Annotated in this window: 26 protein-coding genes, 1 pseudogene and 1 riboswitch; of the genes and pseudogenes, 10 read left to right on the top strand and 17 right to left on the bottom strand. The window is 73.4% G+C overall.

Features of this window, described 5'->3' with window-relative positions:
- Window positions 1–12 precede the first annotated feature (12 nt).
- The 4 genes from ACQP2H_RS13690 to ACQP2H_RS13705 are packed head-to-tail and all read left to right on the top strand — an operon-like array spanning window position 13 to window position 4110.
- A complete protein-coding gene (locus ACQP2H_RS13690; protein WP_219461274.1) occupies window positions 13–1368 on the top strand; it encodes an NtaA/DmoA family FMN-dependent monooxygenase in 1356 nt (451 codons plus the stop codon).
- The gene (locus ACQP2H_RS13695) at window positions 1365–1889 is read left to right on the top strand and encodes a GNAT family N-acetyltransferase (RefSeq protein ID WP_219461277.1); all 525 of its coding nucleotides are present in this window, start codon (window positions 1365–1367) and stop codon (window positions 1887–1889) included. The genes ACQP2H_RS13690 and ACQP2H_RS13695 overlap by 4 nt, the downstream gene beginning before the upstream one ends.
- Window positions 1886–2953 carry an LLM class flavin-dependent oxidoreductase gene (locus ACQP2H_RS13700; protein ID WP_219461281.1) on the top strand — a complete coding sequence of 356 codons (1068 nt, stop codon included), beginning with the start codon at window positions 1886–1888 and terminating at the stop codon, window positions 2951–2953. Before ACQP2H_RS13695 ends, ACQP2H_RS13700 begins: the two co-directional genes overlap by 4 nt.
- A 17-nt stretch (window positions 2954–2970) precedes the next feature.
- Window positions 2971–4110: an LLM class flavin-dependent oxidoreductase gene (locus ACQP2H_RS13705; protein WP_433233066.1), complete on the top strand. Its 1140-nt coding sequence runs from the start codon at window positions 2971–2973 to the stop codon at window positions 4108–4110.
- A gap of 69 nt (window positions 4111–4179) precedes the next feature.
- Here the strand turns inward: ACQP2H_RS13705 and ACQP2H_RS13710 are convergent, their stop codons facing one another.
- Window positions 4180–4746, bottom strand: a complete 567-nt coding sequence (locus tag ACQP2H_RS13710) for a hypothetical protein (protein ID WP_433233068.1) — start codon at window positions 4744–4746, stop codon at window positions 4180–4182.
- Window positions 4747–4917: 171 nt separating this feature from the next.
- On the opposite strand from ACQP2H_RS13710, the pseudogene ACQP2H_RS13715 reads away from it, so the two are divergent.
- From ACQP2H_RS13715 to ACQP2H_RS13725, 3 genes and pseudogenes are all read left to right on the top strand, one after another.
- Window positions 4918–5985: pseudogene (locus ACQP2H_RS13715) on the top strand (PQQ-dependent sugar dehydrogenase); the annotation flags it as partial.
- Between the two features lie 207 nt (window positions 5986–6192).
- Window positions 6193–6450: a cellulose binding domain-containing protein gene (locus tag ACQP2H_RS13720; protein WP_308290707.1), complete on the top strand. Its 258-nt coding sequence runs from the start codon at window positions 6193–6195 to the stop codon at window positions 6448–6450.
- A gap of 119 nt (window positions 6451–6569) precedes the next feature.
- Window positions 6570–8273, top strand: a complete 1704-nt coding sequence (locus ACQP2H_RS13725; RefSeq protein ID WP_219461290.1) for a hypothetical protein — start codon at window positions 6570–6572, stop codon at window positions 8271–8273.
- 17 nt (window positions 8274–8290) lie between these two features.
- Here the strand turns inward: ACQP2H_RS13725 and ACQP2H_RS13730 are convergent, their stop codons facing one another.
- The 5 genes from ACQP2H_RS13730 to ACQP2H_RS13750 are packed head-to-tail and all read right to left on the bottom strand — an operon-like array spanning window position 8291 to window position 14005.
- Window positions 8291–9706, bottom strand: coding sequence for a DUF6297 family protein (locus ACQP2H_RS13730; RefSeq protein ID WP_433233070.1), 1416 nt, complete (start codon window positions 9704–9706; stop codon window positions 8291–8293).
- A 1-nt stretch (window position 9707) separates the two neighbouring features.
- The gene (ccmA, locus tag ACQP2H_RS13735; RefSeq protein WP_307799071.1) at window positions 9708–10325 is read right to left on the bottom strand and encodes a heme ABC exporter ATP-binding protein CcmA; all 618 of its coding nucleotides are present in this window, start codon (window positions 10323–10325) and stop codon (window positions 9708–9710) included.
- Between the two features lie 58 nt (window positions 10326–10383).
- On the bottom strand, window positions 10384–11307 hold the full coding sequence (locus tag ACQP2H_RS13740) for a carbohydrate ABC transporter permease (RefSeq protein WP_357533764.1): 924 nt from the start codon (window positions 11305–11307) through the stop codon (window positions 10384–10386).
- Window positions 11304–12329, bottom strand: a complete 1026-nt coding sequence (locus ACQP2H_RS13745) for an ABC transporter permease (RefSeq protein WP_357533762.1) — start codon at window positions 12327–12329, stop codon at window positions 11304–11306. The genes ACQP2H_RS13740 and ACQP2H_RS13745 overlap by 4 nt, the downstream gene beginning before the upstream one ends.
- Window positions 12326–14005, bottom strand: coding sequence for an extracellular solute-binding protein (locus tag ACQP2H_RS13750; protein ID WP_219461303.1), 1680 nt, complete (start codon window positions 14003–14005; stop codon window positions 12326–12328). The genes ACQP2H_RS13745 and ACQP2H_RS13750 overlap by 4 nt, the downstream gene beginning before the upstream one ends.
- 231 nt (window positions 14006–14236) lie before the next feature.
- Here ACQP2H_RS13750 and ACQP2H_RS13755 point away from each other — a divergent pair, with 231 nt between their 5' ends.
- Window positions 14237–14767: an adenylate kinase gene (locus tag ACQP2H_RS13755; RefSeq protein WP_433233073.1), complete on the top strand. Its 531-nt coding sequence runs from the start codon at window positions 14237–14239 to the stop codon at window positions 14765–14767.
- A gap of 67 nt (window positions 14768–14834) precedes the next feature.
- Here the strand turns inward: ACQP2H_RS13755 and ACQP2H_RS13760 are convergent, their stop codons facing one another.
- The 3 genes from ACQP2H_RS13760 to ACQP2H_RS13770 all read right to left on the bottom strand — a co-directional run bounded on the left by ACQP2H_RS13760 (window position 14835) and on the right by ACQP2H_RS13770 (window position 16931).
- Window positions 14835–15662, bottom strand: a complete 828-nt coding sequence (locus ACQP2H_RS13760; RefSeq protein ID WP_357533759.1) for a hypothetical protein — start codon at window positions 15660–15662, stop codon at window positions 14835–14837.
- Window positions 15652–16164 carry an RNA polymerase sigma factor gene (locus ACQP2H_RS13765; protein ID WP_208566224.1) on the bottom strand — a complete coding sequence of 171 codons (513 nt, stop codon included), beginning with the start codon at window positions 16162–16164 and terminating at the stop codon, window positions 15652–15654. Before ACQP2H_RS13765 ends, ACQP2H_RS13760 begins: the two co-directional genes overlap by 11 nt.
- Window positions 16165–16292: 128 nt before the next feature.
- Window positions 16293–16931 (bottom strand): hypothetical protein, encoded by a 639-nt coding sequence (locus ACQP2H_RS13770; RefSeq protein ID WP_219461313.1) that lies wholly within the window; start codon window positions 16929–16931, stop codon window positions 16293–16295.
- Window positions 16932–17217: 286 nt separating this feature from the next.
- Here ACQP2H_RS13770 and ACQP2H_RS13775 point away from each other — a divergent pair, with 286 nt between their 5' ends.
- Entirely contained in the window at window positions 17218–17739 is a 522-nt protein-coding gene (locus ACQP2H_RS13775) for a GNAT family N-acetyltransferase (protein ID WP_357533754.1), read from the top strand.
- A 117-nt stretch (window positions 17740–17856) separates the two neighbouring features.
- A complete protein-coding gene (locus ACQP2H_RS13780) occupies window positions 17857–18471 on the top strand; it encodes a dihydrofolate reductase family protein (protein ID WP_433233076.1) in 615 nt (204 codons plus the stop codon).
- A 118-nt stretch (window positions 18472–18589) separates the two neighbouring features.
- On the opposite strand, the gene ACQP2H_RS13785 is transcribed toward ACQP2H_RS13780, so the two are convergent.
- From ACQP2H_RS13785 to ACQP2H_RS13820, 8 genes are all read right to left on the bottom strand, one after another.
- Window positions 18590–19372, bottom strand: a complete 783-nt coding sequence (locus ACQP2H_RS13785; protein WP_357533751.1) for an ankyrin repeat domain-containing protein — start codon at window positions 19370–19372, stop codon at window positions 18590–18592.
- A gap of 10 nt (window positions 19373–19382) precedes the next feature.
- Complete coding sequence (locus tag ACQP2H_RS13790) at window positions 19383–20042, bottom strand: TOPRIM nucleotidyl transferase/hydrolase domain-containing protein (protein ID WP_308290708.1); 660 nt, start codon at window positions 20040–20042, stop codon at window positions 19383–19385.
- 69 nt (window positions 20043–20111) lie between these two features.
- Window positions 20112–20729 carry a histidine phosphatase family protein gene (locus ACQP2H_RS13795; protein WP_357533747.1) on the bottom strand — a complete coding sequence of 206 codons (618 nt, stop codon included), beginning with the start codon at window positions 20727–20729 and terminating at the stop codon, window positions 20112–20114.
- Window positions 20726–21541 carry a CbtA family protein gene (locus tag ACQP2H_RS13800; protein WP_219461329.1) on the bottom strand — a complete coding sequence of 272 codons (816 nt, stop codon included), beginning with the start codon at window positions 21539–21541 and terminating at the stop codon, window positions 20726–20728. Before ACQP2H_RS13800 ends, ACQP2H_RS13795 begins: the two co-directional genes overlap by 4 nt.
- On the bottom strand, window positions 21532–21735 hold the full coding sequence (locus ACQP2H_RS13805) for a CbtB domain-containing protein (protein WP_208566216.1): 204 nt from the start codon (window positions 21733–21735) through the stop codon (window positions 21532–21534). Before ACQP2H_RS13805 ends, ACQP2H_RS13800 begins: the two co-directional genes overlap by 10 nt.
- A gap of 60 nt (window positions 21736–21795) precedes the next feature.
- A riboswitch (cobalamin riboswitch) is annotated at window positions 21796–21864 on the bottom strand.
- 161 nt (window positions 21865–22025) lie between these two features.
- The gene (locus ACQP2H_RS13810; RefSeq protein WP_357533744.1) at window positions 22026–23507 is read right to left on the bottom strand and encodes a PepSY-associated TM helix domain-containing protein; all 1482 of its coding nucleotides are present in this window, start codon (window positions 23505–23507) and stop codon (window positions 22026–22028) included.
- Window positions 23508–23601: 94 nt separating this feature from the next.
- Window positions 23602–24159, bottom strand: coding sequence for a copper resistance CopC family protein (locus tag ACQP2H_RS13815; RefSeq protein ID WP_357533742.1), 558 nt, complete (start codon window positions 24157–24159; stop codon window positions 23602–23604).
- 19 nt (window positions 24160–24178) lie between these two features.
- Window positions 24179–25390: a Dyp-type peroxidase gene (locus ACQP2H_RS13820; RefSeq protein WP_219469933.1), complete on the bottom strand. Its 1212-nt coding sequence runs from the start codon at window positions 25388–25390 to the stop codon at window positions 24179–24181.
- Between the last annotated feature and the right edge of the window lie 22 nt (window positions 25391–25412).

Raw genomic sequence — 25412 nt, forward strand, 5'->3', positions numbered from 1 at the left:
GGAGACGACCCCGTGCCCAAGCAGATCATCCTCGCCGCGCACTTCCCCGGCGTGAACAACACCACCGTGTGGAGCGACCCGGCCTCCGGCAGCCACATCGACTTCGCCTCCTTCGTCCATCTGGCCCGCACCGCCGAACGGGGCCGGTTCGACTTCTTCTTCCTGGCCGAGGGGTTGCGGCTGCGCGAACAGCGCGGCCGGATCCACGACCTGGACGTGGTGGGCCGGCCGGACACCCTCACCGTGCTGGCCGCGCTCGCCGCCGTCACCACCCACCTGGGGCTGGCCGGCACCCTGAACACCACCTTCCGGGAGCCGTACGAGCTGGCCCGGCAGTTGGCCACCCTGGACCACCTCTGCGCCGGGCGGGCCGCCTGGAACGTGGTCACCACCTCCGACGCGTTCACCGGGGAGAACTTCCGCCGGGGCGGCTACCTCGACCGGTCGCTGCGCTACGAACGGGCCGCCGAGTTCGTCCGGGTCGCCCGGCGGTTGTGGGAGTCGTGGCCGGCGGACGCGATCGTCGGCGACCGTGCCGCCGGCCGGTACGTCCGCGCGGCCGACCCGGGGGCCTTCGTCCACCACGGCGACCAGTTCGACATCGCCGGGCACTTCACCGTGCCGCGCAGCCCGCAACTGCACCCGGTGATCCTCCAGGCCGGCGACTCGCCCGAGGGCCGGGAGTTCGCCGCATCCAGCGCCGACGCGATCTTCTCCCGGCACGGCACCCTGGAGGACGGTCGGGAGTTCTACCGGGACGTGAAGGCCCGACTGGCCCGGTACGGCCGCACCCCCGACGACCTGAAGATCATCCCGGGGGTGACCTTCGTGCTCGGCGACACCGACGCCGAGGCCCAGGAACGCGCCCACCACATCCGCCGCCAGCAGGTCAGCCCGCAGACCGCGATCCTGCTGCTGGAACAGCTGTGGAACCGGGACCTGTCCGGGTACGACCCGCACGGCCCGCTGCCGGCCGAGGACCCCGACGTGGACGGCGACGCGATCAGCCGGGGCCGGGCCGGCATGTACCCGGACCCGGTCGGCACCGCCCGGCAGTGGCGGGCGCTGGCCGAGGAGAAGGGACTCGGCATCCGCGACCTGATCATCGAGGTCACCGGCCGGCAGTCCTTCATCGGCACCCCGCAGCGGGTCGCCGAGCGGATGAACCACTTCGTGCAGTCCGACGCCGCCGACGGGTTCATCCTGGTGCCGCACCTGACCCCGGGCGGGCTCGACGAGTTCGTCGACCGGGTCGTCCCGCTGCTCCAGGAACGCGGCGTGTTCCGTACCGAGTACACGTCCACCACCCTGCGTGGGCATCTCGGCCTGCGGCCGGCCCGACCGGCCACCCGGGTCGGCGCGGCGTGACCGGCCCGGTGGCGTCGACGCCGGTTACCGTCTGCCGGCTGCGCTGGGACGACCCGGACGCCGTGGCGCTGCGCGCGGCGATGACCGGGGAGCTGCGCCAGCGCTACGCCGACCGTCCGCACGACCCGATCCACCTGCCCCCGGCACGGGTGCTCCTGCCGGGCTCGGTGGCCTGGACCGGGGTGGCGTACACCGCCGACGCCACCCCGGTCGGGCACGCCGCGCTGCGCTGGTGCGGCCCCGACCTGGAACTGAAACGGATGTACGTGGCGCCCGCCCACCGGGGGCGGGGCATCGCCGACCAACTCCTGGACGCCGCCCGGGAGGCGGCCGGGCGGTTCGGTGCCGGCCGGATCGTGCTCCAGACCGGCGACCGGCAGCCCGACGCGGTCCGCCGCTACCTTCGGGCCGGCTACCGACCGGTCCCGGTCTTCCCGCCGTACGACGCGTTGCCCTACTCCCGTTGCTACGCCCTGGTGGTCCACCCCATCCCTCCCCGGAAGGCCCCGGTCCCGGCATGAAGTTCCTGCTGATCACCCTGATCACCCACCTGCCCGACCCCGTCACCGGGCGACGCCGCAGCACCACCGAACGGTTCCGGGAGGTGGTCGACACCGCCGTGCTGGCCGAGGAACTGGGCTTCGACGGCTACGGCGTCGGCGAACGGCACGAACGCCCCTTCATCTCCTCCTCGCCGCCGGTGGTGCTCAGCCACATCGCGGCGCGGACCAGCACCATCCGGCTCTTCACCGCCGTCACCACGCTGAGCCTGCTCGACCCGGTCCGCGCCTACGAGGACTACGCCACCCTCGACCACCTCTCCGACGGTCGGCTGGAGCTGATCATCGGCAAGGGCAACGGCGCCGCCCAGGCCCAGCTGTTCCACGTCACCGCCGAGGACCAGTGGGACCGCAACCGGGAGAGCTACGAGCTGTTCCGCCGGCTCTGGCGGGAGGACCGGGTCACCTGGTCGGGCCGGTACCGCCCGGCGCTGACCGAGGCCGAGACCTGGCCCCGTCCGCTGCAACCGGCGATCCGGGTCTGGCACGGCAGCGCCACCAGCCGGGAATCGGTCGACCTGGCCGCCCGCCACGGCGACCCGATCTTCTCCGCCAACGTCACCAACCCGGTCGAGCCGTACGCCGAGCTGGTCCGGTACTACCGGCAGCGGTGGGTGCACCACGGCCACGATCCGGCGGACGCCCTCGTCGGGGCCGGCACCGCCGGGTTCTACGCCGCCCGCACCTCGCAGGAGGCGGTCGAGACGTACCGGCCGATCTTCGACGCCCGGCTCGCTGCGTTCCGCCGGCTCGGCGTGGAGCCGGTCTTCCCCACCATCGCCGACGCCGTCGCCCGCAGCTCCCTGCTGGTGGGCAGCCCGCAGCAGATCGTCGACAAGGTGCTGCGCCACCACGAGCAGCTCGGGCACGAGGTGATCCACCTCCAGGCCGACCCCGACGGGCTGACCGACAAGGCCCACCGGCAGAGCCTGGAGCTGTTCCAGGCCGAGGTGGCGCCGGTGCTGCGTCGGGAGATCCCCAGCCGCCCCTTCCGCCCGCCGGCGACCGCCGTCGCGTCGCGCTGACCAGAAACGGGACCCCCATGTCATCGACCGCGCTGTCCGTGCTCGACCTGTCGCCGGTGCCTGCCGGCGGCACCGTCACCGACGCCCTGCGGCACACCGTGGACCTGGCCCGCCGGGTCGAGCAGTTCGGCTACCGCCGCTACTGGCTGGCCGAGCACCATCTGGCCGCCGGGGTGGCCAGCTCCGCCCCGACCGTGCTCATCGGGCAGGTCGCCGCGGCCACCAGCGTGCTGCGGGTCGGCTCCGGCGCGCTGCTGGTGGGGCACCGTACCGCCCTGTCGGTGGTGGAGGAGTTCGGCACCCTCGCCGCCCTGCACCCGGGCCGCATCGACCTCGGCATCGGCCGGTCCGGACCGCCCCGCGCCGACGCCACCCGGGAACCCGTCCCGCCACCGACCGGGGCCCGGGTGGTCGACGGGCTGCTGATCCCCGCCCCGTTCTCCTACGCTCACCTCGTCGGCGCACCCCGGTACGCCCTCGCCACCGCGCTGCTGCACCAGGCCGGTGCGCAACCACCCGCGTTCGCCGGACAGCTCGACGACATCCTCGCGTTGCTGCGTGGCGACTACCGGGACGCCGACGGCCTCGACGCGCACGCCGTGCCGGGGGAGGGGGCGGATCTGCAGGTGTGGCTGTTGGGCAGCAGCGGTGGGGAGAGCGCTCGGCTGGCCGGGGCGTGGGGCCTGCCCTTCGCCGCGAACTACCACGTCAGCCCCGCGGCGGTGCTCGACGCGGCCGAGGCGTACCGGGCCGCGTTCCGGCCGTCGGCGGCGCTGGCCGAGCCCTACCTGGTGGTCTCGGCCGACGTGCTGGTCGCCGACACCGACGCCGAGGCGCGTCGGCTGGGCAGCCCGTACGGGCACTGGGTGCGCAGCATCCGTGGCGGCGACGGCGCGATCCCGTACCCGAGCCCCGAGCAGGCCGCCGCGCTGCCGTGGAGCGACGCCGACCGGCAGCTCGTCGCCGACCGGGTGGACACCCGGTTCGTCGGCGCGCCGGAGACGGTCGCCGCCCGGTTGCGCACCCTGCGGGACGTCACCGACGCCGACGAACTGCTCATCACTACGATCACCCACGACCACGCCGACCGGGTGCGGTCCTACCAGCTGCTGGCCAAGGAGTGGGCCCAGTCCGGCGACACCGGCCGGGCCCGGTAGCACGACGGTGCGCTCACCCCGGCCCGGACGGGGACCACGGATTGGGGGTGTCCGGGTCGGGGTGTCGCGTCAGGTCATCGTGCTGAGCAGCCCGACCTCCGGATGCAGGACGCCGTCCTGGCCCAGCGACCGGAAGTCGGCCTCGACGGCGGCCCGCTCCAGCCGGCCCGCCCGCACCGCGTGGTAGCGCACGACCGACCAGAGGAAGACGTCGAGGGTGTCGAAGCGGGTGCCGCCCTCGACGACCTCCTCCTCGTGGAACCAGAGGCCGACCTGCCCGTCGGCGAGGACCACGTGCAGGTTGCCGCCGCCGTCGGCACCGACGGAGTAGACGTCGTCGTCGGCGAGCGTCGGTTGGTAGTCGGCGTCGAGGAGTTGGCAGTCGTTGCCGGCGAAGTCGAACCCGTAGGACCAGTCGTAGATGTCGAGGAACTGGGGCATCCGCCCGGACCGGACGCGGTGGTCGAAGGCCGCCAGCGCCGTGGCGGCCGGGGATGGGAGGCGGGCGAGCAGCGACGTCACCGGGCGGGTCCCGGCGGGAACGGTGACGGGCGGCCGGTCGGCGAACCACCGGGCGAGATCGGCGTCGAGGTCCCGCTCGACGTAGCCGGTCAGATCGTCAGGGGTGAGGGTCACCGGCGGATGCTAACCGCCGACCCCCGACAGGCTCGCCCGCCGGACCCGGGGCCAGCGGCAGGGTCGTCGACGAGCGTCGGTTTCGTCCACCGCTGCGGCTTTCACCGAGGTCGGGCTATATTGACGCAAGTCACTACTGCTCTGGAGGTGCCCGACGTGAGAGTCCGTTCGATGGTGGCGGCAGCGGTCGCGGCGGGGCTGGCGGCCACCGGCGTCGGCACCGCCACGCTCGCCGGGGCCGCGCCGGCCGACCCGGCCCCGGCCGCCCCGACCCTGGCCGTCGGCGACTTCGACTTCACCCGCCCCCAGGTGGTCGCCACCGGCCTGACGGTGCCCTGGGGGATGGACTTCCTGCCCGACGGCAGCGCCCTGACCGCGCTGCGCAACTCCGGCCAGGTGGTACGGGTCCGACCCGGTCAGGCCCCGGAACAGGTGGCCCAGATCTCCGGCGTGAACGCCAGCGGCGAGGGCGGCCTGCTCGGCCTCGCGGTCTCCCCGGGGTACGCCCAGGACGGCTACGTCTACGTCTACCTCACCACCACCACCGACAACCGGATCGTCCGGTTCCGGCTCAGCGCCCCGCAGAACCAGGAGCCGGTCCTCACCGGACTGGCCCGCTCCACCATCCACAACGGCGGGCGGATCGCCTTCGGCCCGGACGGGATGCTCTACGCCGGGGTCGGTGACGCGGGGCAGACGGCCAACGCGCAGAACCCGCAGAGCCGCAACGGCAAGATCCTCCGGATGCGTCCGGACGGGTCCGCGCCGTCGGACAACCCGACGGCCGGCTCCCTGGTCTACAGCCTCGGGCACCGCAACGTGCAGGGCCTGACCTGGGACGCTCAGGGGCGGCTCTACGCCGCCGAGTTCGGGCAGAACACCTGGGACGAGGTCAACCTCATCGTGGCCGGCGGCAACTACGGCTGGCCCACGGTCGAGGGGCGGGCCAACGACCCACGGTTCCGGGACCCGCTGCTGGTCTGGACGACCGCCGAGGCGTCCCCGAGTGGCGCGGCGGTCGCCGGCAACCGGCTCTTCGTCGCCGCCCTGCGCGGCACCCGGCTGTGGACCGTGCCGCTCACCGGCACCGGCGGGGTCGGCACCCCGGCCGCCGAGCTGACCGGCGCGTACGGTCGCCTGCGTACCGTGGAGTACGGGCCGGACGGCTGGCTCTGGGTCACCACCAGCAACCGGGACGGGCGTGGCACCCCGGCGTCGACCGACGACCGCATCCTGCGCTTCCCGCCGAAGGACACCACCCCGCCCCCCACCAGCCAGCCACCCACCACCCCGCCCCCGACGACGCCTCCGCCCACCACGCCTCCGCCGACCACGCCCCCGCCCACGACGACGCCGCCTCCGCCCACGACGCCGGGCACCCCGCCGCCCGTCTCCTGCCGGGTCGTCTGGCAGCCCAACCAGTGGAACGGCGGGTTCACCGCCGAGGTGTCCATCACCAACCTGGGTTTCCCGGTCACCAGTTGGACGTTGACCTGGTCCTTCGCCGCCGACCAGCGGATCACCAACGCCTGGAACGCGCAGGTCACCCAGTCCGGGTCCGCGGTCACCGCGCGTAACGCCGCCTGGAACGGCAGCGTGCCGCAGAGCGGCACGGTCAGCTTCGGCGTCCAGGGCACCTCCGGCGCGAGCAACCCACGCCCGGCCGCGTTCCAGTTCAACGGGGGAGTCTGCCTGGTCCAGTGATCCACGACGGGGCCGGTCCGGGGCACCCCGGACCGGCCGCCGTCCGCCGTGCCACCCGGCCCGTCCGGGCGACGCGGTCGCGTCGTCGCCGACACCCCGGCGTCGGTCGGACCGGGGCAATGTGCCGGATTCGCCGACGCCGGCCGTCGTTCCGGTGGAGCCTGCGAGGGACGCTATCGCGCACGGTGCGGCGGAACGGGGTGGTCTTGAACCGAAGGTTCGTCGGGCTGCTGCTGGTGACCAGCCTGGTGCCGATGATCGAGGCCACCGTGCTGGTCGCCCTCGGATTCCGGGCCGCCCAGGGCATCCCCCCGCAGCTCACCGCCCTGTGGCCGTACGACACCTACCACGACCTGCGGTGGCTCTACGTCTACCACCGGTCGTGGTGGGAGTTCGCGCTCTGGCTGACCTACGTGCTGGTCGCCCGGGGCCTGTTCACCACCGGCCTGGTGCTGCTGGCCTGGCCGGCCGGGGTGCCCCGGCCGCCACTGGGCTGGCTGCTGCGCCGCAACGTCGTGCTCGGCGTGCTGGTCGGCGGGTTCGTCGCGCCCTGGGCGGCGATCTCGGTGGCGGCGTCGGTGGTCGCCCTGTCCTGGGTGCTGCTGGCGTCGCTGCTGCCGATGTTCCTGCTCGCGCCGTTCCTGCAACGGGTGGCCGTGGTGGAGCACTGGTGGCGGGGGCTGCCGTCGATCTCGCTGGTCGGCTGGTCACTGCTGAACTTCGTGGTGCTCACCGTGGCCGGCGCGCTGTGCTGGGTGGTGCCCGGCTGGTGGACGGTGCCCGTGGCCGGGGCGGCGGGGGCGCTCAACGGGGTGCTGTGGAACCGGACCGTACGGGCGGCGCTGCTGCCCTCACGGGTGCGTTGGGCGCGGGTGCCGGTGACCCCGCTGGCGGCGCTGCTGGCCGTCGCCGTGCCGCTGGTCATCCCGCCGGTGACCGAGCTGGTCCCGGGAAACGAGCAGTGGATCAGGACGGCGGTGCTGGAACGACCGCTGCCCGCCGCGGTCACCCACGCGGTGATCGTGCTCACCGGCTACGGCTCGGACTACGGCGGTGAGCAGCCGTCCGACCCCCGGGTGCAGCGCTTCTCCTACCGGGGGCTCGACTCCGACGGGAAGCCGCTCGCGTACCGGTCGGCGGACACCACCCGGTCGATGGCGGACAGCGTGGCGCTGCTCGCCCGGCAGGTGGAGCTGCTGCACCGGCGCACCGGACGGCGGGTGGCGCTGATCGGGGAGAGCGAGGGGGCGATGGTGGCCCGCACCTATCTGGCCCGGCGGCACGACGCGACGGTCGACATCCTCGTCATGTTCAGCCCGTTGATCTATGCCGGCCGGGCCTACTACCCGCCCCCGCACCACGACGAGGGCTGGGGGGTGGTCACCGGCTGGCAACTGCGGGCCATCTTCGGGCTCGCCGACGTCGGCGGCGGCCCCGACGAGCCGTTCATCCGGTCGTTGCTCGACGACGCGCCGTTCTACCGCAACCAGTTGATGTGTCCCGTGCCCGGGGTCCGGATGGTCGCCTTCCTGCCCACCGCGACGGCCACCGAAGCGCCACCGGGGGAGTACAGCCGGATTCCGGTCTACCAGATCCCCGGCGTGCACGGTGGCCTGCTGGACCGCAGGCTGCTCCAGGACCGGCTGATCGACTTCCTGACCGGCAAGCCGATCGCCCACACCCGGGCCGAGTACCCGCTGATGCAGAGCTTCGCCGCCGCCTGGCAGGCGCCGCCGCTGCCGATCGCGGCGAACCCGGCCTGGGCGGGCAACCGGCAACCCGACCCGGCGTTCACCGGGAAGGTCTGCCTGCCGGCCCGCTGAGCGCCAGGCCGCCACCGTCACCCCGCGAGCAGTTGGACGACCACCAGCACGGCGACCAGGTCCGGGCCGCGCAGCACCTGACGGACCAGGTCCACGGGCACCATCGCGAACGGCGTGTTCACCACCGCCCCGCCGTACCGCATGGGTGGGCGGGTGCCGGCCCAGAAGGCCGCCGCTACGACCCCGAGCAGCAGCACCGCGTCGAGCGGGACGGGCACCGGCCGCAGGGCGGGCAGGGTGGCCAGATACCAGAGGGTGGCGCCGACGCCCGGCACGACGAGATGCGTCAGCCGCAACAGGGCGTCGTTGCCGCCGAGGGACCGCCGCAGGCCCGGTGCGCGACTGACCGCGCGGAGCCCGCCGGTGAGCCCGCCCGTCGCCAGGTACGCCAGCACCAGGTGCGCGGGACCCGCGATCGACGGCAGCGCCACCGCGACGGCGTACATGGTCAGCAGCGCCCCGACCCAGCCGACGAGGGCACCCCGGCGGCGCGACAACCGGCGTACCTCCGCCTGGAGCAGCACCCGCAACCGACCACCGGCACGGAAGGGCCGCCCGCGCACCAGGCCGATCCCGCGCCACCGGCGGCTCTCCACCAGCGCGGCGAGCAGCGACGGATCCAGCAGCACGGCGGCGGTGGTGGCGGCGTTGGCGAACTGCGCGCCCGTGGTCAGCGCCGCCCGGTCCACCCGGGCGAGCCGCCGGTGCGCACGGACGGTGGACGCCACCGCGACCGGCAGCAGCACCAGGCCGACGCCGGCGGTGAGCGGCACCGGCGGCAGCGGGAGGGACCACCCGGCGGCGTGCCCGAGCACCACCAGCACCGCGATCGTCGCCCCGGCGGCGGACAGACCGACGCCGAGCCGTCCCGCCCAGCGGGGTGTGGGGCGGACGCTCTGGGCGACGACGGCCCACCCGGTCGCGGTGGCCCCGCAGGTGAGGCCGGCCAACGCCGCCCAGCCCAGGTCGACGGGGCGGTCGAGGCCACCGGCGTACGCGGCTGCCACCGCCAGCAGCCCGACACCGACGGTGCCGCCGCCGACCAGGCCCCCGAACCGGGGGAGCAGCCACGCCCGGCGGTCCACCGGTGAGCTGACCAACCAGGTCTGCGCGGCCGGGGTGACCAGCAGCGGCCCGGTCAGCCGCAGGCCCCACCAGGCGAGCCCGGCCCCCGCCGTCACCGCGGCGACGGCGATCCAGTACCTGTCGCCCGGGTCGGTCCGGGTCACCTGCGGGGCCGCCAGGTGGTCGCGGATCGCGGCGACCGCGAACCAGCCGTACAGGGCGACGGACAGGACCACGACGTAGGCGTCGGTGAGCACCTCGCCGAGCGAGCCGGGATGGTGGCGGCGGCGGGCCCGTCGCAGCCCGGCCCGCAGTTGCCGGGGCGTGGGCCCGACCACCGGTGGTGGGGAGGTCCTGGTCGACGTCACCTCAGCCGCCGATCTCGATCCGCCGGTCGGCGACCGCGTCGATCAGTTCGGTGTCGTGCGACGCCATCAGCACCGCCGTGCCGGCTGCCTTCTCCCGCAGCAGCCGCTGCGCCAGCCAGGCCCGGCCCCGGACGTCGAGGCGCTGCTCCGGTTCGTCGAGGACGAGCAACCGGCGCGGGCGCACGAAGCAGGAGGCGAGGGCGAGGCGGCGGCGCTGGCCGCTGGACAGCGTCGCCGGAAGCTGGTCGCGGGCCGGTTCGAGACCCAGCTCGGTGAGCACCTCCTCGACCGGGTCGGCGGTGCCGCCGTGAGCGTAGGCGAGCAGTTCGAGGTGTTCGACGACGGACAGGTCGGGAAAGAAGTCGATGTCGTCGAGGGCGGCGGCGACCGCCGCGCGGACCCGGGGGTCGGTCTCGTCGCAGCGTCGGCCGTCGAGCAGGACCTCGCCCTCGTCGGGGCGGTCCGCCCCGACGACGCAGCGCAGCAGGGTGGTCTTGCCGGAGCCGTTGGGCCCGACGACGACGGCGACCTGCCCCGCGTCGAGCTGGAAGCGCACGTCGTCGAGGACGACCAGCGCGCCGAACCGGCGGGTCAGCCCGCGTACGGCAAGTGTGCTCACAACCAGCCACTGTCGCACGCGGGCCGGTGTGGCCGTCGACCCGGTCCCGCCGCAGCGGTCAGCCCTTGACGGCGCCGATCAGCACACCCTTGATGAAATGCCGCTGGATGAACGGATAGACCGCGACGATCGGGGCGACGGTGAGCACGACCACCGCCATCTTGATCGCCTCGGTCGGTGGCATGGACACCCCGGTGCTGCCGCCGGAGGTGTGCGGGGCCTGGCCGGCCAGCAGGTAGCTCTGCAACACCCGCTGGATCGGGTACATGTCGTTGCGGTCGATGAACAGCAGCGCGTCGAACCAGACGTTCCAGTAGCTCACCGCGTAGAACAGCCCCACCACGGCGATGACCGCCCGGGACAGCGGCAGCACGATCCGCACCAGGGTACGGAAGTGGCTCGCCCCGTCGACCCGGGCGCTGTCCAGCAGTTCCTGCGGGATGGCCTGGAAGAAGCCGCGTACCACCACCAGGTTGAACACGCTGATCGCCGGCGGCAGGATCAGCGCCCAGATGGTGTCCTTGAGGCCCAGCCCGGTCACCACCAGGTATTTCGGCACCAACGGCGGGTACACCAGGAACGGGACCAGGAAGTAGATCAGCAGCCAGCGGTAGCCCACCGAACGCGGCTGGGACAACCCGTACGCGGCGAGGACGGTCACGGTCAACGCCAGCGTGCTGCCGATGACGGTGACCAGCGTGCTGATCCACAGCGCCCGGGTGACCGCCCCACCGGCGAAGATCGTCTCGTAGGCCGCGGTGTCGATGCCCCGGGGGATGACGACGATGCCGCCGGCCTCGGCGAGGGTCTCCCGGGAGGACAGGCTGGTCACCAGGATCACCCAGAGCGGGAAGAGCACACTGAGCACGAGCAGACCCAGGAAGGCGGCCTTGAACCCCTGGCCGATCCGGGTCGGTGGCTCCTCCCACACCGGCCGGCGGTCGCGCCCGGAGCGGGCCCGCAGTGCGACGGTCTCGGTCATTTCGAATAGATCCCTCGTTCGCCGAGCAGGTGGGCGACCCGGTTGGCGGCCAGGATCAGGCCCAGCCCGATCGCGGCCTTGAACAGCCCGGCCGCCGCGCCGTAGCCGTAGTTGCCGGTGGCGATGGAGAAGTGGTAGACGAAGGTGTCGAGCACCTCGGCGGCCTGCCGGCCCACCGCGTCACGTTGCAGCAGGAACTGTTCGAACCCGACCGAGAGCGCGTCGCCCAGCCGCAGGATGAGCAGCAGCACGATCACCGGGCGCAGGCCGGGCAGGGTGATGTGCCACAGCCGCCGCCACCGGCCGGCGCCGTCGGCCGCCGCCGCCTCGTAGAGGCTGGTGTCGATGGTGGACAGCGCGGCGAGGAAGACGATGGTCCCCCACCCGACGTCCTTCCAGACCGCCTCGGCGGTGACCAGGATGATGAAGGTGTCCGGGTTGGTCATCACGTTCCACGGCTGCATGCCGGCGTCGCGCATGGTCTGTGCGAGCAGGCCGGCGCCGCCGAGCATGGCGACGAAGAAGCTGACCACCAGCACCCAGCTGAAGAAGTGCGGCAGATAGACGACGGTCTGCACGAAGCCGCGCCACCGGCTGGAGAGCAGGTTGTGCAGCATGATCGCCAGGAAGATCGGCAGCGGGAAGAAGAAGACCAGCTGGAACGCGGTGATCGCCAGGGTGTTGCGCAGCGCTTCCCAGAAGGCCGAGTCCTCGAAGAGCAGTTGGAACTGGCCGAACCCGATCCAGTTGCTGCGCGCGAACGCCTGCAACGGGTTGTCGCCCAGGTAGGGGTTGTAGTCCTGGAAGGCGATGATGTTGCCCAGGATCGGCAGGTAGCTGAAGACCAGCAGGACGAGGAAGCCGGGCGTCACCATGACCAGCAGCTGCCAGTCCCGGGCGAGCCGGGTGCGCAGCGGCACCCGGCGACGGCGGGCGGGACGGCGCCCGCGTGGCGTCCCGGTGGGCCCGTCGGGCCGGGTCCGGTCGGACCCGGCCGCGACGGTGGTGTCGCGAGTGGTCATCGCCCGGCCTTGGGCAGGGACTTGGCGAGCAGTTCCCGCGCTTCCTCGCCCCCGTTGGCCTTCCACTCCTGCACGATGGCGTCGACGTCGGAGAGCGGCCGGCGGCCGCGCAGGAGGTCGGTGAACTTGTCCTCGGTGGGCACCTGGTTGGCCTTGTACGCGGCCGGCATCTCCAGCTTCACCCCGTCCCAGGGGTCCTTCTCCAGGAACTTCACCATGGCGTTGGAGTAGTTCAGGAGGTCCGGCACGTAGTTCGGGGTCTCCGGGTACGGGCCGATGGTGGGGTTGCGCCCGCTGATGAAGAAGTACTGGTTGGCGATCTCCTTGAACGCCAGGTCGGTCTTGACCGGCCCGTTCGGGGTGCTGTTGTGGTGCTTGCCCGCCAACCCGTAGTCGCGCAGCTGCGCCTCCTGCGAGCCCAGCGGCGCGGAGCACCAGTTCATGATCCGCAGCAGCTCCTCGACCCGCTCCTTGCCGAGTCCCTTCTTGACGAAGGTGAAGGAGATCGGCTCGTCGTCACCCCAGACCAGCGGGTCACCGCCGGTGGCCGAGAAGACCGGCACCGGCTGGATGTTCAGCTTGGGGTTGACCTTCTGGTGCTCGGCCTGGGCGCCCTGCCAGAAGCCCACCCCGTTGCGGGAGAAGACGATCGCGCCGTTCTTGGCGAACAGTTGGACGTTGTCCGCGCCCTTGCTGGCGACGATCTCGGGGTGGACCAGACCGTCCTTGTAGATCTTGGCCATCACCTCGACGGCCTGCCGGTACTCCGGGGTCTCGTACTTGAACTCCGGGGTCCCGTCGGCCTTCAGCCGCCAGCCCTGCTTGGAGGCCGGCACCTTGTGGTACATCTGGATCATCTCGAAGACGTTGTCGAACGCCCACACCTTCTTGGCCGGGTCGGTGACCTGCCTGGCCACGGTGAGCAGGTCGTCGAGTGACGCCGGCACCGCCAGCCCGCGCGCGTCGAGCAGGTCCTTGCGGGTGAACAACGCCCAGGGGAACGGCCCGTCGGTCGGGTTGGGCACGGCCATCAGCCGCTCGTTCCACAGCGAGTTGCGCCAGGCGCCGGTGGGAAACGAGGCCAGCATCGGGTACGCGTTGGCCGCGTCGCCCTTGAGGTAGTCGGTGAGGTCCTCGAAGAGCACCTTGATCGCCTCGGAGAAGCGCGGGATCTTCTGCACCTCCCAACCCGGCACGCAGAGCAGCTCCGGGACGTCCCGCGCGCCGAGCATCGCGTTGAGCTTGTCGGCGTAGGTGTTGCCGTCCTGGATGGTGAAGTTCACCGGCGTGCCCAGCTCGGCGTTGACCGCCTGGAGGTAGGCGTTCTGGGCGACCCCGGGTGGGGCCGGGCCCCAGGCCGGGGTCATCGCGGTGATCTCCTTGCCGCTGGTGCCGGGCCGCTCGGTGATCGCGTCGACCAGCGAGGTCGGGTACTTCGTGTAGCCGTCGGGCACCGGCCGGGTGCCGATGATGTCGGGCTTGATGCTCTGGGCGAGGTCCTTCTGCGTCGGCAGCAGGTTGGCGTACGCGTCCAGGTTCTGCGCGGCACCGGAGCCGGCCGGCTTCTCGGAGCACCCGGCGAGCAGCGGGCCGCCGGCGATGGCTGCCGTGCCGAGGCCGACCAGGCCGAGGAAGTGTCGGCGCGAGCCTGTCGAGCCGGGTTGCTGGGGTGTCATCGGTCCCCCTTCGAGAAGGGCTAGGTAGTGGGTTCGCAGGTTGGGGTAAAGCTAGTTGGTCTGGATGTTAAACAAACTAATGGACGGCGGGAGATTCCGACAAGAGGCATCGACGGTCGCCGTACCGGTACCGGCGGCGCGTCGGGTCGCCGTGACGTCGGCGTGCCCGCCGGGCCGAACCCCACCCGGAGACGACGAGCGGCCCCCGCACCCGCTGCGTAGGCTGCCCGGATGAGCGCACCGTCCCGGATCCTGGTCTACGGGGTGTACGGCGCGGGAAAGTCGACCCTCGCGGCGGTGCTGGCCGACCGGCTGCGGTTGCCGTGGCACCCGGTCGACGACCTGCTGTGGCAACCCGGCTGGGTCGAGGTGCCGGTCGCCGAGCAGCGCAACCGCATCACGCAGGTCTGCCGGGGCGACCGGTGGATCCTCGACGGGGCCTACCACGGGTGGCGGGACGTGCCCCTGGACCGCGCCGACCTGGTCGTCGCCCTGGACTACCCCCGCTGGCGTTCGTTCGGGCGGCTGCTGCGGCGTACCCTCCGCCGGCTGGTGACGGGAGAGGAGATCTGCAACGGTAACCGCGAGTCACTGGGCAGTGTGCTGTCCCGGGACTCGATCCTGGTGTGGCACGTCAGCGCGTTCGGTCGTGCCCGGCGGCGGATGCGGGCCTGGCAGGCCGACCCGTCGGGACCACCGGTGCTGCTGTTCCGCTCCCCGACCGAGCTGGACCGCTGGCTTGCCACACTGCCCCGACGGTGAGCGGCCGGGACAGGTGAGCGGCCGGGACAGGTGAGCGGCCGGGACGCCGCCGCGCCCCGGACCGTCGTCACTTGGGCGCGGGTCCGTTGTCCACGAACCGGAACACCGTTTCCAGGGGAGCGTCGCCGAGCTCCTCCAGGATCAACCCGCGCTGGTCGGAGTACTGGAGATAGGCGGAGTTGTTGCTGAGGGCGTAGGTCCGCTGGCCCCCCTCCGAGCTGTGCACCACGATCGAGAACAGTTGCCTCGGCTCGTCCGGCGAGCAGGCCGCCGCGACGACGGTGAGCGGGTCGGAACCCGCCGACCGGACCTGCCAGCAGTCCCGGTTACCGTCAGCGTTCGGTTCGGCGGTACGGACCAGATAGGTGCCGGACCCCTGGGGCACGAACACGAACAGGCTGCGCCCCTCGTCGCCGTCGACCTCGCCGAGACTGCCGTCGTCGAGCAGGGACACCACGGACTCCATCGCGGCGGACCGCAGGACGACGTAGCGGCGCTGTCCGAGCCGTAGCGGGTCGGTGGACGCCGAACTCTTCGACCCGCTGGGCGTGCCCCTGGGGGTGGCCCGGGGCGACCCGGACGTCGGATCCCCGGTGGTCGAGGTGTCCGGGGTCGGCCCGGTGGACGGGGTGGCCCCCGGTGTCGGGCCCGACGTCGTACCGCTCGGGCCGGCGGGCAGGGTGGTGCGCGCAGTGCCGGCGAGGTGCACCACGGTGGCACCGGCACCCACCGCCCCCAGCAGGGCGATGCCCAGCGCGGCGGTCGCGACGTGCCGACGCCGACGCCGGCTGTCACCGCGTCGACGGACCTCGGCGACGGTGGCGAGCCGACCGGTCTGCCCGGCCTGTCGGGCCAGCCCGCGCAGGGCCTCGTCGAGCATGTCGTCAGGCCCCATGGCTCCTCCCGGCCGTCGTCTGATGTCCGTCATCGCTCAGGTACCTGGCCAGGGCCTGGCGGCCCCGGGCCAACCGGGTCTTGACGGTGTTCGGATTCGCCCGGGTCTCCGCGGCGATCTCGGCCACGCTGAGGCCGACCAGATGATGCAGCACGATGGCCCGGCGCTGCTCGGAGGGGATGTGCCGTAACGCGTCGACCAGCACCACGTGGTCGACGGAGACCGGTTCCACCTGCTGTCCGGTCGCCTCCCGCCGGTGCGCCGTGACCCGGTTCACCGCCTTGCGCCACGCGCTCACCGCCACCCGGTAGGCGACCTTGCGTACCCACGCCTCCGGGCTGTCGCACTCCCGCACCGTCGCCCACCGGCTCCAGGCCCGGGCGTACGCCTCGGCCACCGCGTCCTCGGCCTCGGTACGGCTGCCGAGCATCGCGTACACCTGCCCCAGCACCCGTTGCGCCGACGAGGCGTAGAAGGCGTCGAACTCCTCGGCGTCACGCATCGATCACGCTCTCCACCTGACCGGTCGCCTCTGCACCCGCAGCGCCCGGCCCGGGGGCCGCCCCGCCCCGCGCGGGCCCGGTCGGATCGGACGGGACGTCGGTCCAGTCCGATCCGACCGGCCTGCCGTCAGCGGTTGGCGGGCGCCGGTCCGTTGTCGTTGAACCGGAAGCTGCTCGTCGGCGGGGCGTCACCCAGCTCCTCGAGGATGAGGCCGGAGCGTGCGGAGTCCCGCAGGAACGCCCCGGCGTTGCTGATCAGGTAGGACGGCGTGGTGCCGGTCGCGGCGAAGATCTCGAACTGCTGGCGGGGATCATCGGCGTTGCACGTGGCGGCCCGAACCTCCAACGGTTTGCTGTTGCCGGGATTATGCACCCGCCAGCAGAGCGGGCCGGCACTGGCCCGGGAGTACGACTTGACGAGGTACTTCTGCCCACCCAGCGGGGTCGGCACGAACAGCTGCCGGCCCTGGTCGTCGTCGACCTCGGCCAGCCGCCCGGAGTCGGTCAGCGACAGGCCGCTCTCGAACGCGCCGACCCGGACGATCGTGTACTGCCGGGTGCCGGTGAACCCGCGTGGGGCCCTGGTCGCCGTCGGCGGCGTGGCCGACAACCCCACCGGTACGCTGTCCGCCACGGCCGTGGTGTCCCGTTGCGCCGGGGCCGCCTGCCCACCGTCGGCCCCGGGCCGGGTGTCCACCGCACAGGCCGCCAGCGCCCCGGTCAGCGCCAGCAACCCGGCACCCGCGAGCCATCGTCTCATCGCCATTGTCCGCTCCTTCACCTGGGGACGTGGTCGGCAGGTCCGTCGTCGCACCGGCCCGGTGCCGACGTCGTTGCCCGACTCACCTCTCAGGACGTTCGGCGTGGCCGCCAGGTTTCAGCCCCACCCCACGATCTTTTCGGCACCGCCGACATCGTCCTGGCGGCGGGACCGGGGCGTCAGGCCCGCATGCCCGCATGCCCGCATGCCCGCCCGGCCGCCCGGTCGCCCGGTCGCCCGGTCGCCCGGTCGCCCGGTCGCCCGGTCGCCCGGTCGCGGGTATCGTCGTCGGGTGCCCGAACTGATCGCACCTGCCGTCGAGCGGTACGACGCCTGGCGGGAGGCGCACCTGGAGTGGGGGCCGGGGCGGCACGAGGACGGCTTCGGGCTGCGCCCGTGCGACGAGGTGGACTCGCCGGACGGGTTCGCCGCCTGGGTGGCGCGGTTGACGCGACAGCCTGGTCCGGCCGGGCCAGCCGAGGTCGACCGCTGCACGTACCGCTGGATCGTCGCACACGAGCGGGTGCTCGGCGGGATCGCCCTGCGCCACGACCGCGACGAACACGCGCAGTGGGCCGGCCACCTCGGGTTCGGCATCCGCCCGTCCGCCCGGGGCCGTGGGCTGGCAAGTTGGGCGCTGGGCCGGATGCTCGACGAGGCGCGCGCGCTCGGGCGGGAACGGTTGCTGGTCGTCTGCGCAACCGGCAACGTCGCCTCGGCGCGGACGATCGAGCGGTGCGGCGGAGTCTTCGAGGGCATCGGGGAGACCCGGTTCGGTCCCACCCGACGCTACCGGATCACGCTGCACGGGTAGGGCCGGCGGCGTGCGGCGCGACACGCGGTGCCGGCCGACGGGCGGTGCCCGGCCGGCGACTTTGGGATGCTGTGACGGTCCAGCAAGTGATCCATCCGACTCGAAGGGACCTTTCCGATGGCAAAGGTCATCTCCACGCTTTTCATCTCGGCCGACGGCGTGGCCGAGATCGACCCCGACTGGCACTTCCCGTACTTCGACGACAACATGGGTCGGGCCGTCAGCGAGGACTACGACGCCGCCGACGTGCTCCTCATCGGCCGGGAGACCTACGACAGCTTCGCCGGGGCGTGGCCCGGCCGGGAGACGGCGGGCGGCGACGACGCGCCGTTTGCCAAGCAGCTCGGTGACCTGCGCAAGGTGGTCGTCTCGCGGCAGTCCCGGGAGTTTCCCTGGCGCAACTCCGAGCTGCTCGACGGCGATCTCCTCGAGGTCGTCGCCGCGCTCCGGAACGACGCCGGCATCGGTGGCGTCCTCATCCCCGGGTCGATCTCCGTGGTGCAGCAGCTGCTCGCCGCCGGGCTGGTCGACGAGCTGCGGCTGCTGGTGCACCCGGTGGCGGCGCGGAAGGGCCGCAGACTGTTCGACGACGGTGACGCGCCCTACCACCTGCGGGTGACGACGACGGAGGTGTTCCCGACCGGGGTGATCCGGGTGGTCTACGCGCCGGTCGAGACGCCCGCCCCGGCCGGCTACGACGAGGCCAAGGAGCAACTGTCCGCAGGGGAGTAGCCGCGCCCCGCGCGGGCCGCCTCGGCCGTCGTCACCCGCAGGTGGCACACCGCGCCACCATCGTCGCGTGGTGCCCGTCCGGCCGGTGGTCCGCGCGGCGACGCGGTCGGCGTACCGGCTAGGGGGTTGGTCCGGGCGGTTGCCGGTCCCGCTCGGCGGCGGTGACGCCGCCCCGCGCCCGCAGCCAGACGACCAGCTCGGTGGCGCCGCGCCGGACGGCCGCGTCCAGGGCGGTGCGGTGCTCCCACGGCGGTATCCAGTTGAGCCGGGCGCCCCGCTCCCACAGGTACCCGGCGCAGGACTGCCGGCCGCCGTGGCAGGCGCCCCAGAACGCCGCGTCGATCTCGTCGGCCGACGGCGGGACGACGTCGGTGCAGGCCCGCTCCACCCGGTCGAGCAGGCCGAGGGTGGCCGCGTCGGTGAGGGTGGTGCGGGCCCCCCGGACGACGAGCCGGTACGCCGCCCGCCACTGGGCGAAGGCCCGCGCGTCGGCGAGCGGCGTACCGCCGGCGATCACGCCCCCGGCAGCCTCGATGTCGGCACCCGCGTCCAGCAGGGCGTCGACGACGTCCACGTCGTCGCAGCTGGCCGCCCAGTGCAGCGGGGTCTCCCGGTGCGGTCCGACGAACCGGGCGTCGACGTCGCTGCCGGCGGCGACCAGGGCGGCCACGGTGGCCGCCCCGTGCGGAAACCGGCCCGGCCAGTCGGTGACGACGTGCAGCAGCGTGCGGGACGTCGCACCGGAGGCCCCACCGACGTGGTCGACGAGGTGCGCGGTGGCCAGCCCCGGATGTGCGGTGAGCAGCCGGCGCAGCGTGGTGAGGTCGCCGCTGCGGATCGCCCCGCTCGCCGTGACCGCCAGCGGGTCGTCGACCGCGAGCAGCAGGAGGTCACCCGTCACCTTGGCGACCCTACCTGCCGCCGGGGAGCAGCCGGTCCAACGGCCGGGGGACGTGCTCCAGATCGAGGGCGTGCACCAGTGCGGCGGCGTACCTCGCCTTACGGCCGCTGGTGGTGCCCAGGAACCGGCGTAGCTGCCGCTGCACGGACCGACCGCGCTGGGCGGGCTGGTTCTGGAAGACCCGGAATCTGGGCAGGTCGCCCTCGGTGTCCAGGACGTCCTCGACACCGGCGGGACCCAGCGCGCGGATCAGCTCGTCCTCCAGGTCGGCGACGCACACCGGGAAGCCGAGCGCCTCCATCGCGGGGCGGTTCAGGTCGACGCCGAGGCCGACCTGCTCCAGAGCGCGCCGGAACCACCCCTCCTCGGCCTCGTCGCAGAGACCCCGGACGGCCAGGCCGAGACCCGGCGGGCCGAGCAGCCGCAGGAACCGGCCGGCGCTCATCGCGCCCCCGATCGACAGCACGCAGACGCCCTCGTCGGCCAGGTCGCGGCCACGCCGCACGGCCAACGCCTCGACCGCGCTCCGGTCACTGACCCCCTCGACGAGGACGACCGTGGCCACCACGTCACCGGCCAGGCGGCGGGCGGTCACCGCCGCCGCCGCCGCGTCCGCGCCGCCGGCCGCCCAGGTGCCGACGGCGGCGCGGAAACGGTCGGGCTCTCGCACGGGTGGCAGTCTCGCAACCACCGGCCGGGACTGCCACCGGGATTCGGCGGCGGTCGGCGGCCCGGATGATCACCCTTGCGGCCGGCGCTGCGAACCTGGTCCGACCCGCGGCGCGGTGAACTGGAGCCGCCACCGGGAGCCGTGCCGGCTGAGCCGCACCACCGCCAGCGGGGCGACGTCCAGTCGGGGCAACACGGCCGTCGGAAGTCGCAACGCGTGCACGATCGCCACCCGGACCACCATCGGATGGGTCACCGCGGCGATCCGGACACCCGGGGCGAGCCGACCGTCGAGCCAGCCCCCGACCCGGTCGCGCAGTGCGGCGAGGGACTCCCCGCCGTGCGGTGCCGCCCCGGGGTCCTCCCACCACTGCCGCAACGCCTCGGGCTCCCGCGCCCCCACGTCCGCCAGGCTCCGCCCGGCCCAGGCGGCGTAGTCGCAGTCCGCCAACGCGGCCTCGACGGTGGGATGCAACCCGAGGGCGTACGCGGTCTGCGCCGCTGCCGCCGCCGGGCTGGTCAGACAGACGTCCACCCGGCCCAGAGGGGTGCGCCGGTCAGGGCCGACGAGGGCGAGAGCGGCCTGCCGGCCGCCCTCGTCCAGGTCGTCGTCACCCGCGCCGAACACCGCCTGCCGCAGGGCGGCGGTGTGCGCGTGGGCGACCAGCCGCAGGCTGGTCGTGCTCACGGGTGAGCCGGTGTGCCCTGACCGATTGCCGGCTCACCGGGGCGGTCGCCTGCGTGCCGCTCGCTCTTCGGCCGTCCGCCGCCCCGACTCATCAGGGCGCTGAACAGCAGGCCGATCGCGGTCCAGAGCACCACCTGGGTGCCGAGCGAGGCCAACCGGAAGTTCCACAGCAGGGTCGCCGGGAAGTCGTCCGGAACCTCCTGGAACGACGGCAGGACCACATAGCCGACGACGGCGACCAGGAGGAATCCGCCGACGCCCGCCCCGAACCGTTGCCAGACCGGCGCGTCGGCGCGCACCGACCGGTAGCCGAGGGTGCCCGCCCAGACCGCCACCAGGCCGAGGACCACCAGCGCCAGGTAGGCGACGGTGCGCTGGTCGATGGTGTCGGGATCACCGACCGCCGGTGGATTGGCCGGGTACTTCCCGAACGGCACGAGCACCGCGCCGACCAGGGTGCCACCGGCGAGCAGCAGCACCGACCGGCCGTCGTCCGTGCTGCGCAGGCGACGGCGCAGCAGCACGTACGCCGTCGCCAACAGGCCGCCCATCGCGGTCCCGAACAGCCCGGTGGCCAGGAACAGGCCGGCCCGCTGCCCGCCCCGACCGACCAGGTCGTCCGCGTGGTGGTCGTCGGCCACCGGCCCGGTGTGGGTGGCCGACTCCTCGATCGCGATGGCCGCCTCGATGCGCGGCTCACCGACGAGATAGCCGAACGCCCCCGCGAGCAGGCCGGCGACGAGACCGGCGAGTAGACCGCGGAGCAGGACGGTCGCGAACGTGGGTGGACTGTGGGGTGTGGTCAGTGGCACGGGACACCGAGCAGGTGCCGCCCGTCGTGCATGAGTTCGTGCAGGTACATGCCGCTGCGCGAGATCGCGCCCTGATCGAAGGCGACCAGGTAGGTGAGCAGGAGGAGTACGCCGACGACGACCAGGGCCGTCCCCCACACGCGGGCGGACCCGACGGGTTGCACCAGCGACTGGGTGGGAGTGGAACTCGACATGGGACACGAACCTTCCCGGGGATGACGCGTCCCCATCGCAAGGCTGCGGACGACCGAGCGTCCTGGCTCGTGGCACCGTCGACGACGGGACCGCTCACAGTGGCGCGACCGCGCCGGAATCTCACCGGCTTACCTCGCGACGCCGCAGATAGTAGGTCGACCGTAACGGCGCGACCCCCGACTGGTCAATCGTCACCCTGACGAATGTGAGCCACCCCGGGCGGAAGCCCGACGCCTTTGACGGGTCGACGGTCCCGGCCGGCCGTCGCGCGACAACCGGCCGGGACCGGTCATCGACCGGCGGGTGCGGGTGACGTGGGGGTGGTGGTGCGCCGACGCCGTCGCGAGGTCGCGCCCAGGACGACGTCGATGGTGAGGAAGGCCAGGAGGGTGAGCCCGAACAGGGGCAGCGCCCAGCCGATCGCCACCGTCGACGGCACGCCGACGAGCAGGACCCACCGCGGTACGGCCCGCACGCCGCCCCGGGCCGGTGGGGTGCCGACGAGCGCGCGCCGGTCGGTGCGGGTGGGTCGCCGTTGCCACCACATGCGGTAGCCCCACACGATGACGCAGAGCAGCCCGAGAGCCAGCGCGGCGAGCAGGAGTTGGTTGACCGGGCCGAAGAGCACGCCCATGTGGGCCTGGATGCCGAGACCACTGAGCTTGGCCAGCAGCGGCCAGTCGGCGAAGTCGCTGCGGGCGGTGACCGTGGTCGTGGCGGGGTCGACGGCGACCCGGTCCTTCGCGACCGGCCAGGTGTTGTCGACCTGGGTGACCGTCCAGGCTGAGCCCGGCTCCGCAGCCGGGGCGATCTCGACCGGGCCGACCAGCCCGGCCGTCCGGGCGGCGGTCAGCACCCGGTCGAAGGCGGCCGACTCGACCACCCCGCCCGCCCCGGACGCACCGTGGTGACCACCGCCGTCGGCATCGGCCGGGTCGCTCGGCGTCGCGGTGAGGGCGGTGGACAGCAGCGGGGCGCGGGCGTCGAGGGAGTCGAGGCCGGCGCCGAAGTTCGCTCCGGCGTACCGGGACCAGGTCAACCCAGTCGCCGAGAGGAACAACAGGCCGACGGTGAGCCAGACCCCGAGGGTGGCATGCCAGCCCCGGGTCCGGCGGACCCCCCGGGCGGCGGACAGGTCCGGCACGAGCAGGTGCCGCACGGTGGCCCGGGAGGCCCGGCGGCGTCGCCACCACAGCACGACCCCTCCCAGCGCGATGATCCACAGCCAACTCGCGGCCAGCTCCGAGTAGTGCCGGCCGACCTCCCCGAGGTGCAGGTTGCGGTGCAGGTCGTCCAGCCAGGTGGTGGCCGGGGTGGACCCGAACCAGGTGGTCAGCTGCCCCTGCACCCGTGCCGTGTACGGGTCGACGTACACGGTGTGCTGCTTCTCCCCGTACTCCGGGGCCGCGAACACCACCCTCGTGGCCTGGTCACCCGTTCCCGGCTGCACCGAGGCGACACCGCCTTCGGGGTGGGCGTTGCGGGCCGCCCCGACCTGGTCGGCCACCGGTAGTGGCCGCTCACCCACCTCGGCCACCGTCATCCGGTCGCCGTAGAGCACCCCGTCCACCTGCGGCGCGACCGTGTACGCCAACCCGGTCAGCGCGGCGACCACCAGGAACGGCGCGACCAGCACACCCGCGTAGAAGTGCAACCGCAGCAGCAACGCGCCGAACGGGGAACCACCCCGGGTGGACCGGACGGGCGGGTCGGCGGGTGGGGCGGGTTCCGGCCTCGACGGGCCGGGCAACTCAGTGACAGACATACTCATCCGATCGAGATCGTCGGGAGGTACCCGATGGTCGTCCCGTGCCTACGGGCGGATCAGCCCGCGTTCGTGGTGCCGGCGTCGCGCCGGCCCGCCCTCAGCGGCGTGCCGACCGGCGTCGCCACCGGAGCGCGCCCGCCGCCACCGCCAGCGCGGCCACCGCGCCGCCGGCCACGCCCAGGACCGTGCCCCGGCCGCCGTCGTCGTCCCCGGCCGGGGCCGCGGCGGTGGCGGCGGCCGGGGGGGCCGACGCGGTGCTGGGGGCGACGGTCGGCGCGGCGGGGTCGGCCACGGTGAACGGGTACGACCCCTGCACCGGGTGCCCGTCGGCGGACACCACCCGGTACGCGACGGTGTACGTCCCGTTGGGCAGGGTGTCCGTCACCTGGACGGTGCTCTTCGTCCCGTCGACCACCGGATCGCCGGTGGGGACGCGTCGTTTCGTCCCGTCGGTGAGCACGATGGTGGTGAAGGCCGGGTCCAGCCGGGCCAGGAACTCGAGCGTGATCTCGGTGGGCGCGCGGGACAGGGTCGCCTCCCGAGCCGGTGAGGCCGAGGTGAGGCTGTTGTGTGCCCAGGCCGGCGTTGCGGCGACGAGGAGCGCCAGCGCGGCGGCCAGCAGCGCGGCGGCGAGCCGGCAGGTCGAGGTGATCATGACGCTCTACCGGGCCGGCTCATCCGAGCACCTGCTGACCGATCCAGCCGTCGGGTGGGCAGCCGGGCGGGACGGCGAACACGGCGGAGCCGATCGGGGTGGTCCATTCGTTGAGCAGGTCCCGGTCGGCGAGTCGTCGTTGGATCGGCAGGAACTGGGTGGTGATGTCGGCCTGGTAGGCGGCGAAGATCAGTCCACTGTCGGCGTGCCCCTGCGGGGTGGGTGTGCCGTCGTAGTTGTAGGGCCGGCGCAGGATCTTCAGCCGGTCGTCGGTGACGTGTGCCCGGGTGAGGTGGGAGAAGTCCGGGATGACGGTGAGGCCGTCGTCGCCGGTGGCGGCGAAGTTGGGTTCGTCGTGTTCGGCGGTGCCGGTGAGCGGGGCGCCGGTGTCGAGGCGGCGGCCGATGGCGAGTTCCCGGTCGGTGCGGCCGAGCAGGTCCCAGGTCTCCAGGTTCATGCTGATCCTGCGGACCACGAGGGTGGTGCTGTCCTTGAGCCAGGCCGGGCCGTCGGGCACCCACACGGCGGTGTCCGACGGTGGGCCGGGGCGAGGGTTGGCGGTGCCGTCGAGCTGACCGAACAGGTTGCGTTGGGTGTGGCCGGCCGGCTCGACGCCGGGGCTGCGCCGGAAGCCCTGCTGCACCCAACGGACGGTGGCGAAGGGCCGGCTGTCCTTGATCAGTACCCGTTGGGCGTGGGCGACGGTGACCGCGTCGTCGGCGCAGATCTGCACCAGTAGGTCCCCACCGGACCAGGCCGGCTGGAGCCGGTCGACACGGAACGCCGGCAGGTCCACCACGGACGGCGGCCGGCGGTCGTCGACGCCTGCGGCCCGGTAGAGGCCGGGGCCGAAACCGAAGGTCACGGTGAGCCGGGCGGGCAGCAACCCGAGTTCCGCCTCGGTGTCGGCCAGCGCCGGCCGGCCCTGGGTGAGCCGGGCGGCGTCGTCGCTGAGCAGCCGCAGCAACCGGCCCAGCGCCGCCCGGTCGGTGCCCGGTCGCAGGGTGAACGCGACGAAGGCACCGTGCGCCTGTGGCTCGGTGGTGACCCCGGCCTGCCGGGGACCGTGGAACGGCTCGACCAGCGCACCGACGGCCGCCACCGGGCTCGGCGCAGCCGTCGCAGGCGGGCCACCGGCCTGGTCACCGGTAGCGGCGGCGACCACCGCCGCGCCGGCCACCGCGCCACCCGCAGCCAACGCCCCACCGGCGAGCAGACCCCGCCGGCTCACCGCCCGGGCGGGCGGGGTCGTG

This window comes from Micromonospora sp. CA-248260, assembly GCF_050942205.1.
In the GTDB taxonomy this organism is placed as follows: domain Bacteria; phylum Actinomycetota; class Actinomycetes; order Mycobacteriales; family Micromonosporaceae; genus Micromonospora; species Micromonospora antibiotica.

What these genes read in the sequence shown, in the direction of transcription:
- ACQP2H_RS13700 (WP_219461281.1), top strand. Translation starts at nt 1,886, where the DNA reads ATGAAGTTCCTGCTGATCACCCTGATCACCCACCTGCCCGACCCCGTC.
- ACQP2H_RS13705 (WP_433233066.1), top strand. Translation starts at nt 2,971, where the DNA reads ATGTCATCGACCGCGCTGTCCGTGCTCGACCTGTCGCCGGTGCCTGCC.
- ACQP2H_RS13725 (WP_219461290.1), top strand. Translation starts at nt 6,570, where the DNA reads ATGTGCCGGATTCGCCGACGCCGGCCGTCGTTCCGGTGGAGCCTGCGA.
- ACQP2H_RS13740 (WP_357533764.1), bottom strand. Translation starts at nt 11,307, where the DNA reads ATGACCGAGACCGTCGCACTGCGGGCCCGCTCCGGGCGCGACCGCCGG.
- ACQP2H_RS13745 (WP_357533762.1), bottom strand. Translation starts at nt 12,329, where the DNA reads ATGACCACTCGCGACACCACCGTCGCGGCCGGGTCCGACCGGACCCGG.
- ACQP2H_RS13750 (WP_219461303.1), bottom strand. Translation starts at nt 14,005, where the DNA reads ATGACACCCCAGCAACCCGGCTCGACAGGCTCGCGCCGACACTTCCTC.
- ACQP2H_RS13755 (WP_433233073.1), top strand. Translation starts at nt 14,237, where the DNA reads ATGAGCGCACCGTCCCGGATCCTGGTCTACGGGGTGTACGGCGCGGGA.
- ACQP2H_RS13760 (WP_357533759.1), bottom strand. Translation starts at nt 15,662, where the DNA reads ATGGGGCCTGACGACATGCTCGACGAGGCCCTGCGCGGGCTGGCCCGA.
- ACQP2H_RS13765 (WP_208566224.1), bottom strand. Translation starts at nt 16,164, where the DNA reads ATGCGTGACGCCGAGGAGTTCGACGCCTTCTACGCCTCGTCGGCGCAA.
- ACQP2H_RS13770 (WP_219461313.1), bottom strand. Translation starts at nt 16,931, where the DNA reads ATGGCGATGAGACGATGGCTCGCGGGTGCCGGGTTGCTGGCGCTGACC.
- ACQP2H_RS13780 (WP_433233076.1), top strand. Translation starts at nt 17,857, where the DNA reads ATGGCAAAGGTCATCTCCACGCTTTTCATCTCGGCCGACGGCGTGGCC.
- ACQP2H_RS13805 (WP_208566216.1), bottom strand. Translation starts at nt 21,735, where the DNA reads ATGTCGAGTTCCACTCCCACCCAGTCGCTGGTGCAACCCGTCGGGTCC.
- ACQP2H_RS13810 (WP_357533744.1), bottom strand. Translation starts at nt 23,507, where the DNA reads ATGAGTATGTCTGTCACTGAGTTGCCCGGCCCGTCGAGGCCGGAACCC.
- ACQP2H_RS13815 (WP_357533742.1), bottom strand. Translation starts at nt 24,159, where the DNA reads ATGATCACCTCGACCTGCCGGCTCGCCGCCGCGCTGCTGGCCGCCGCG.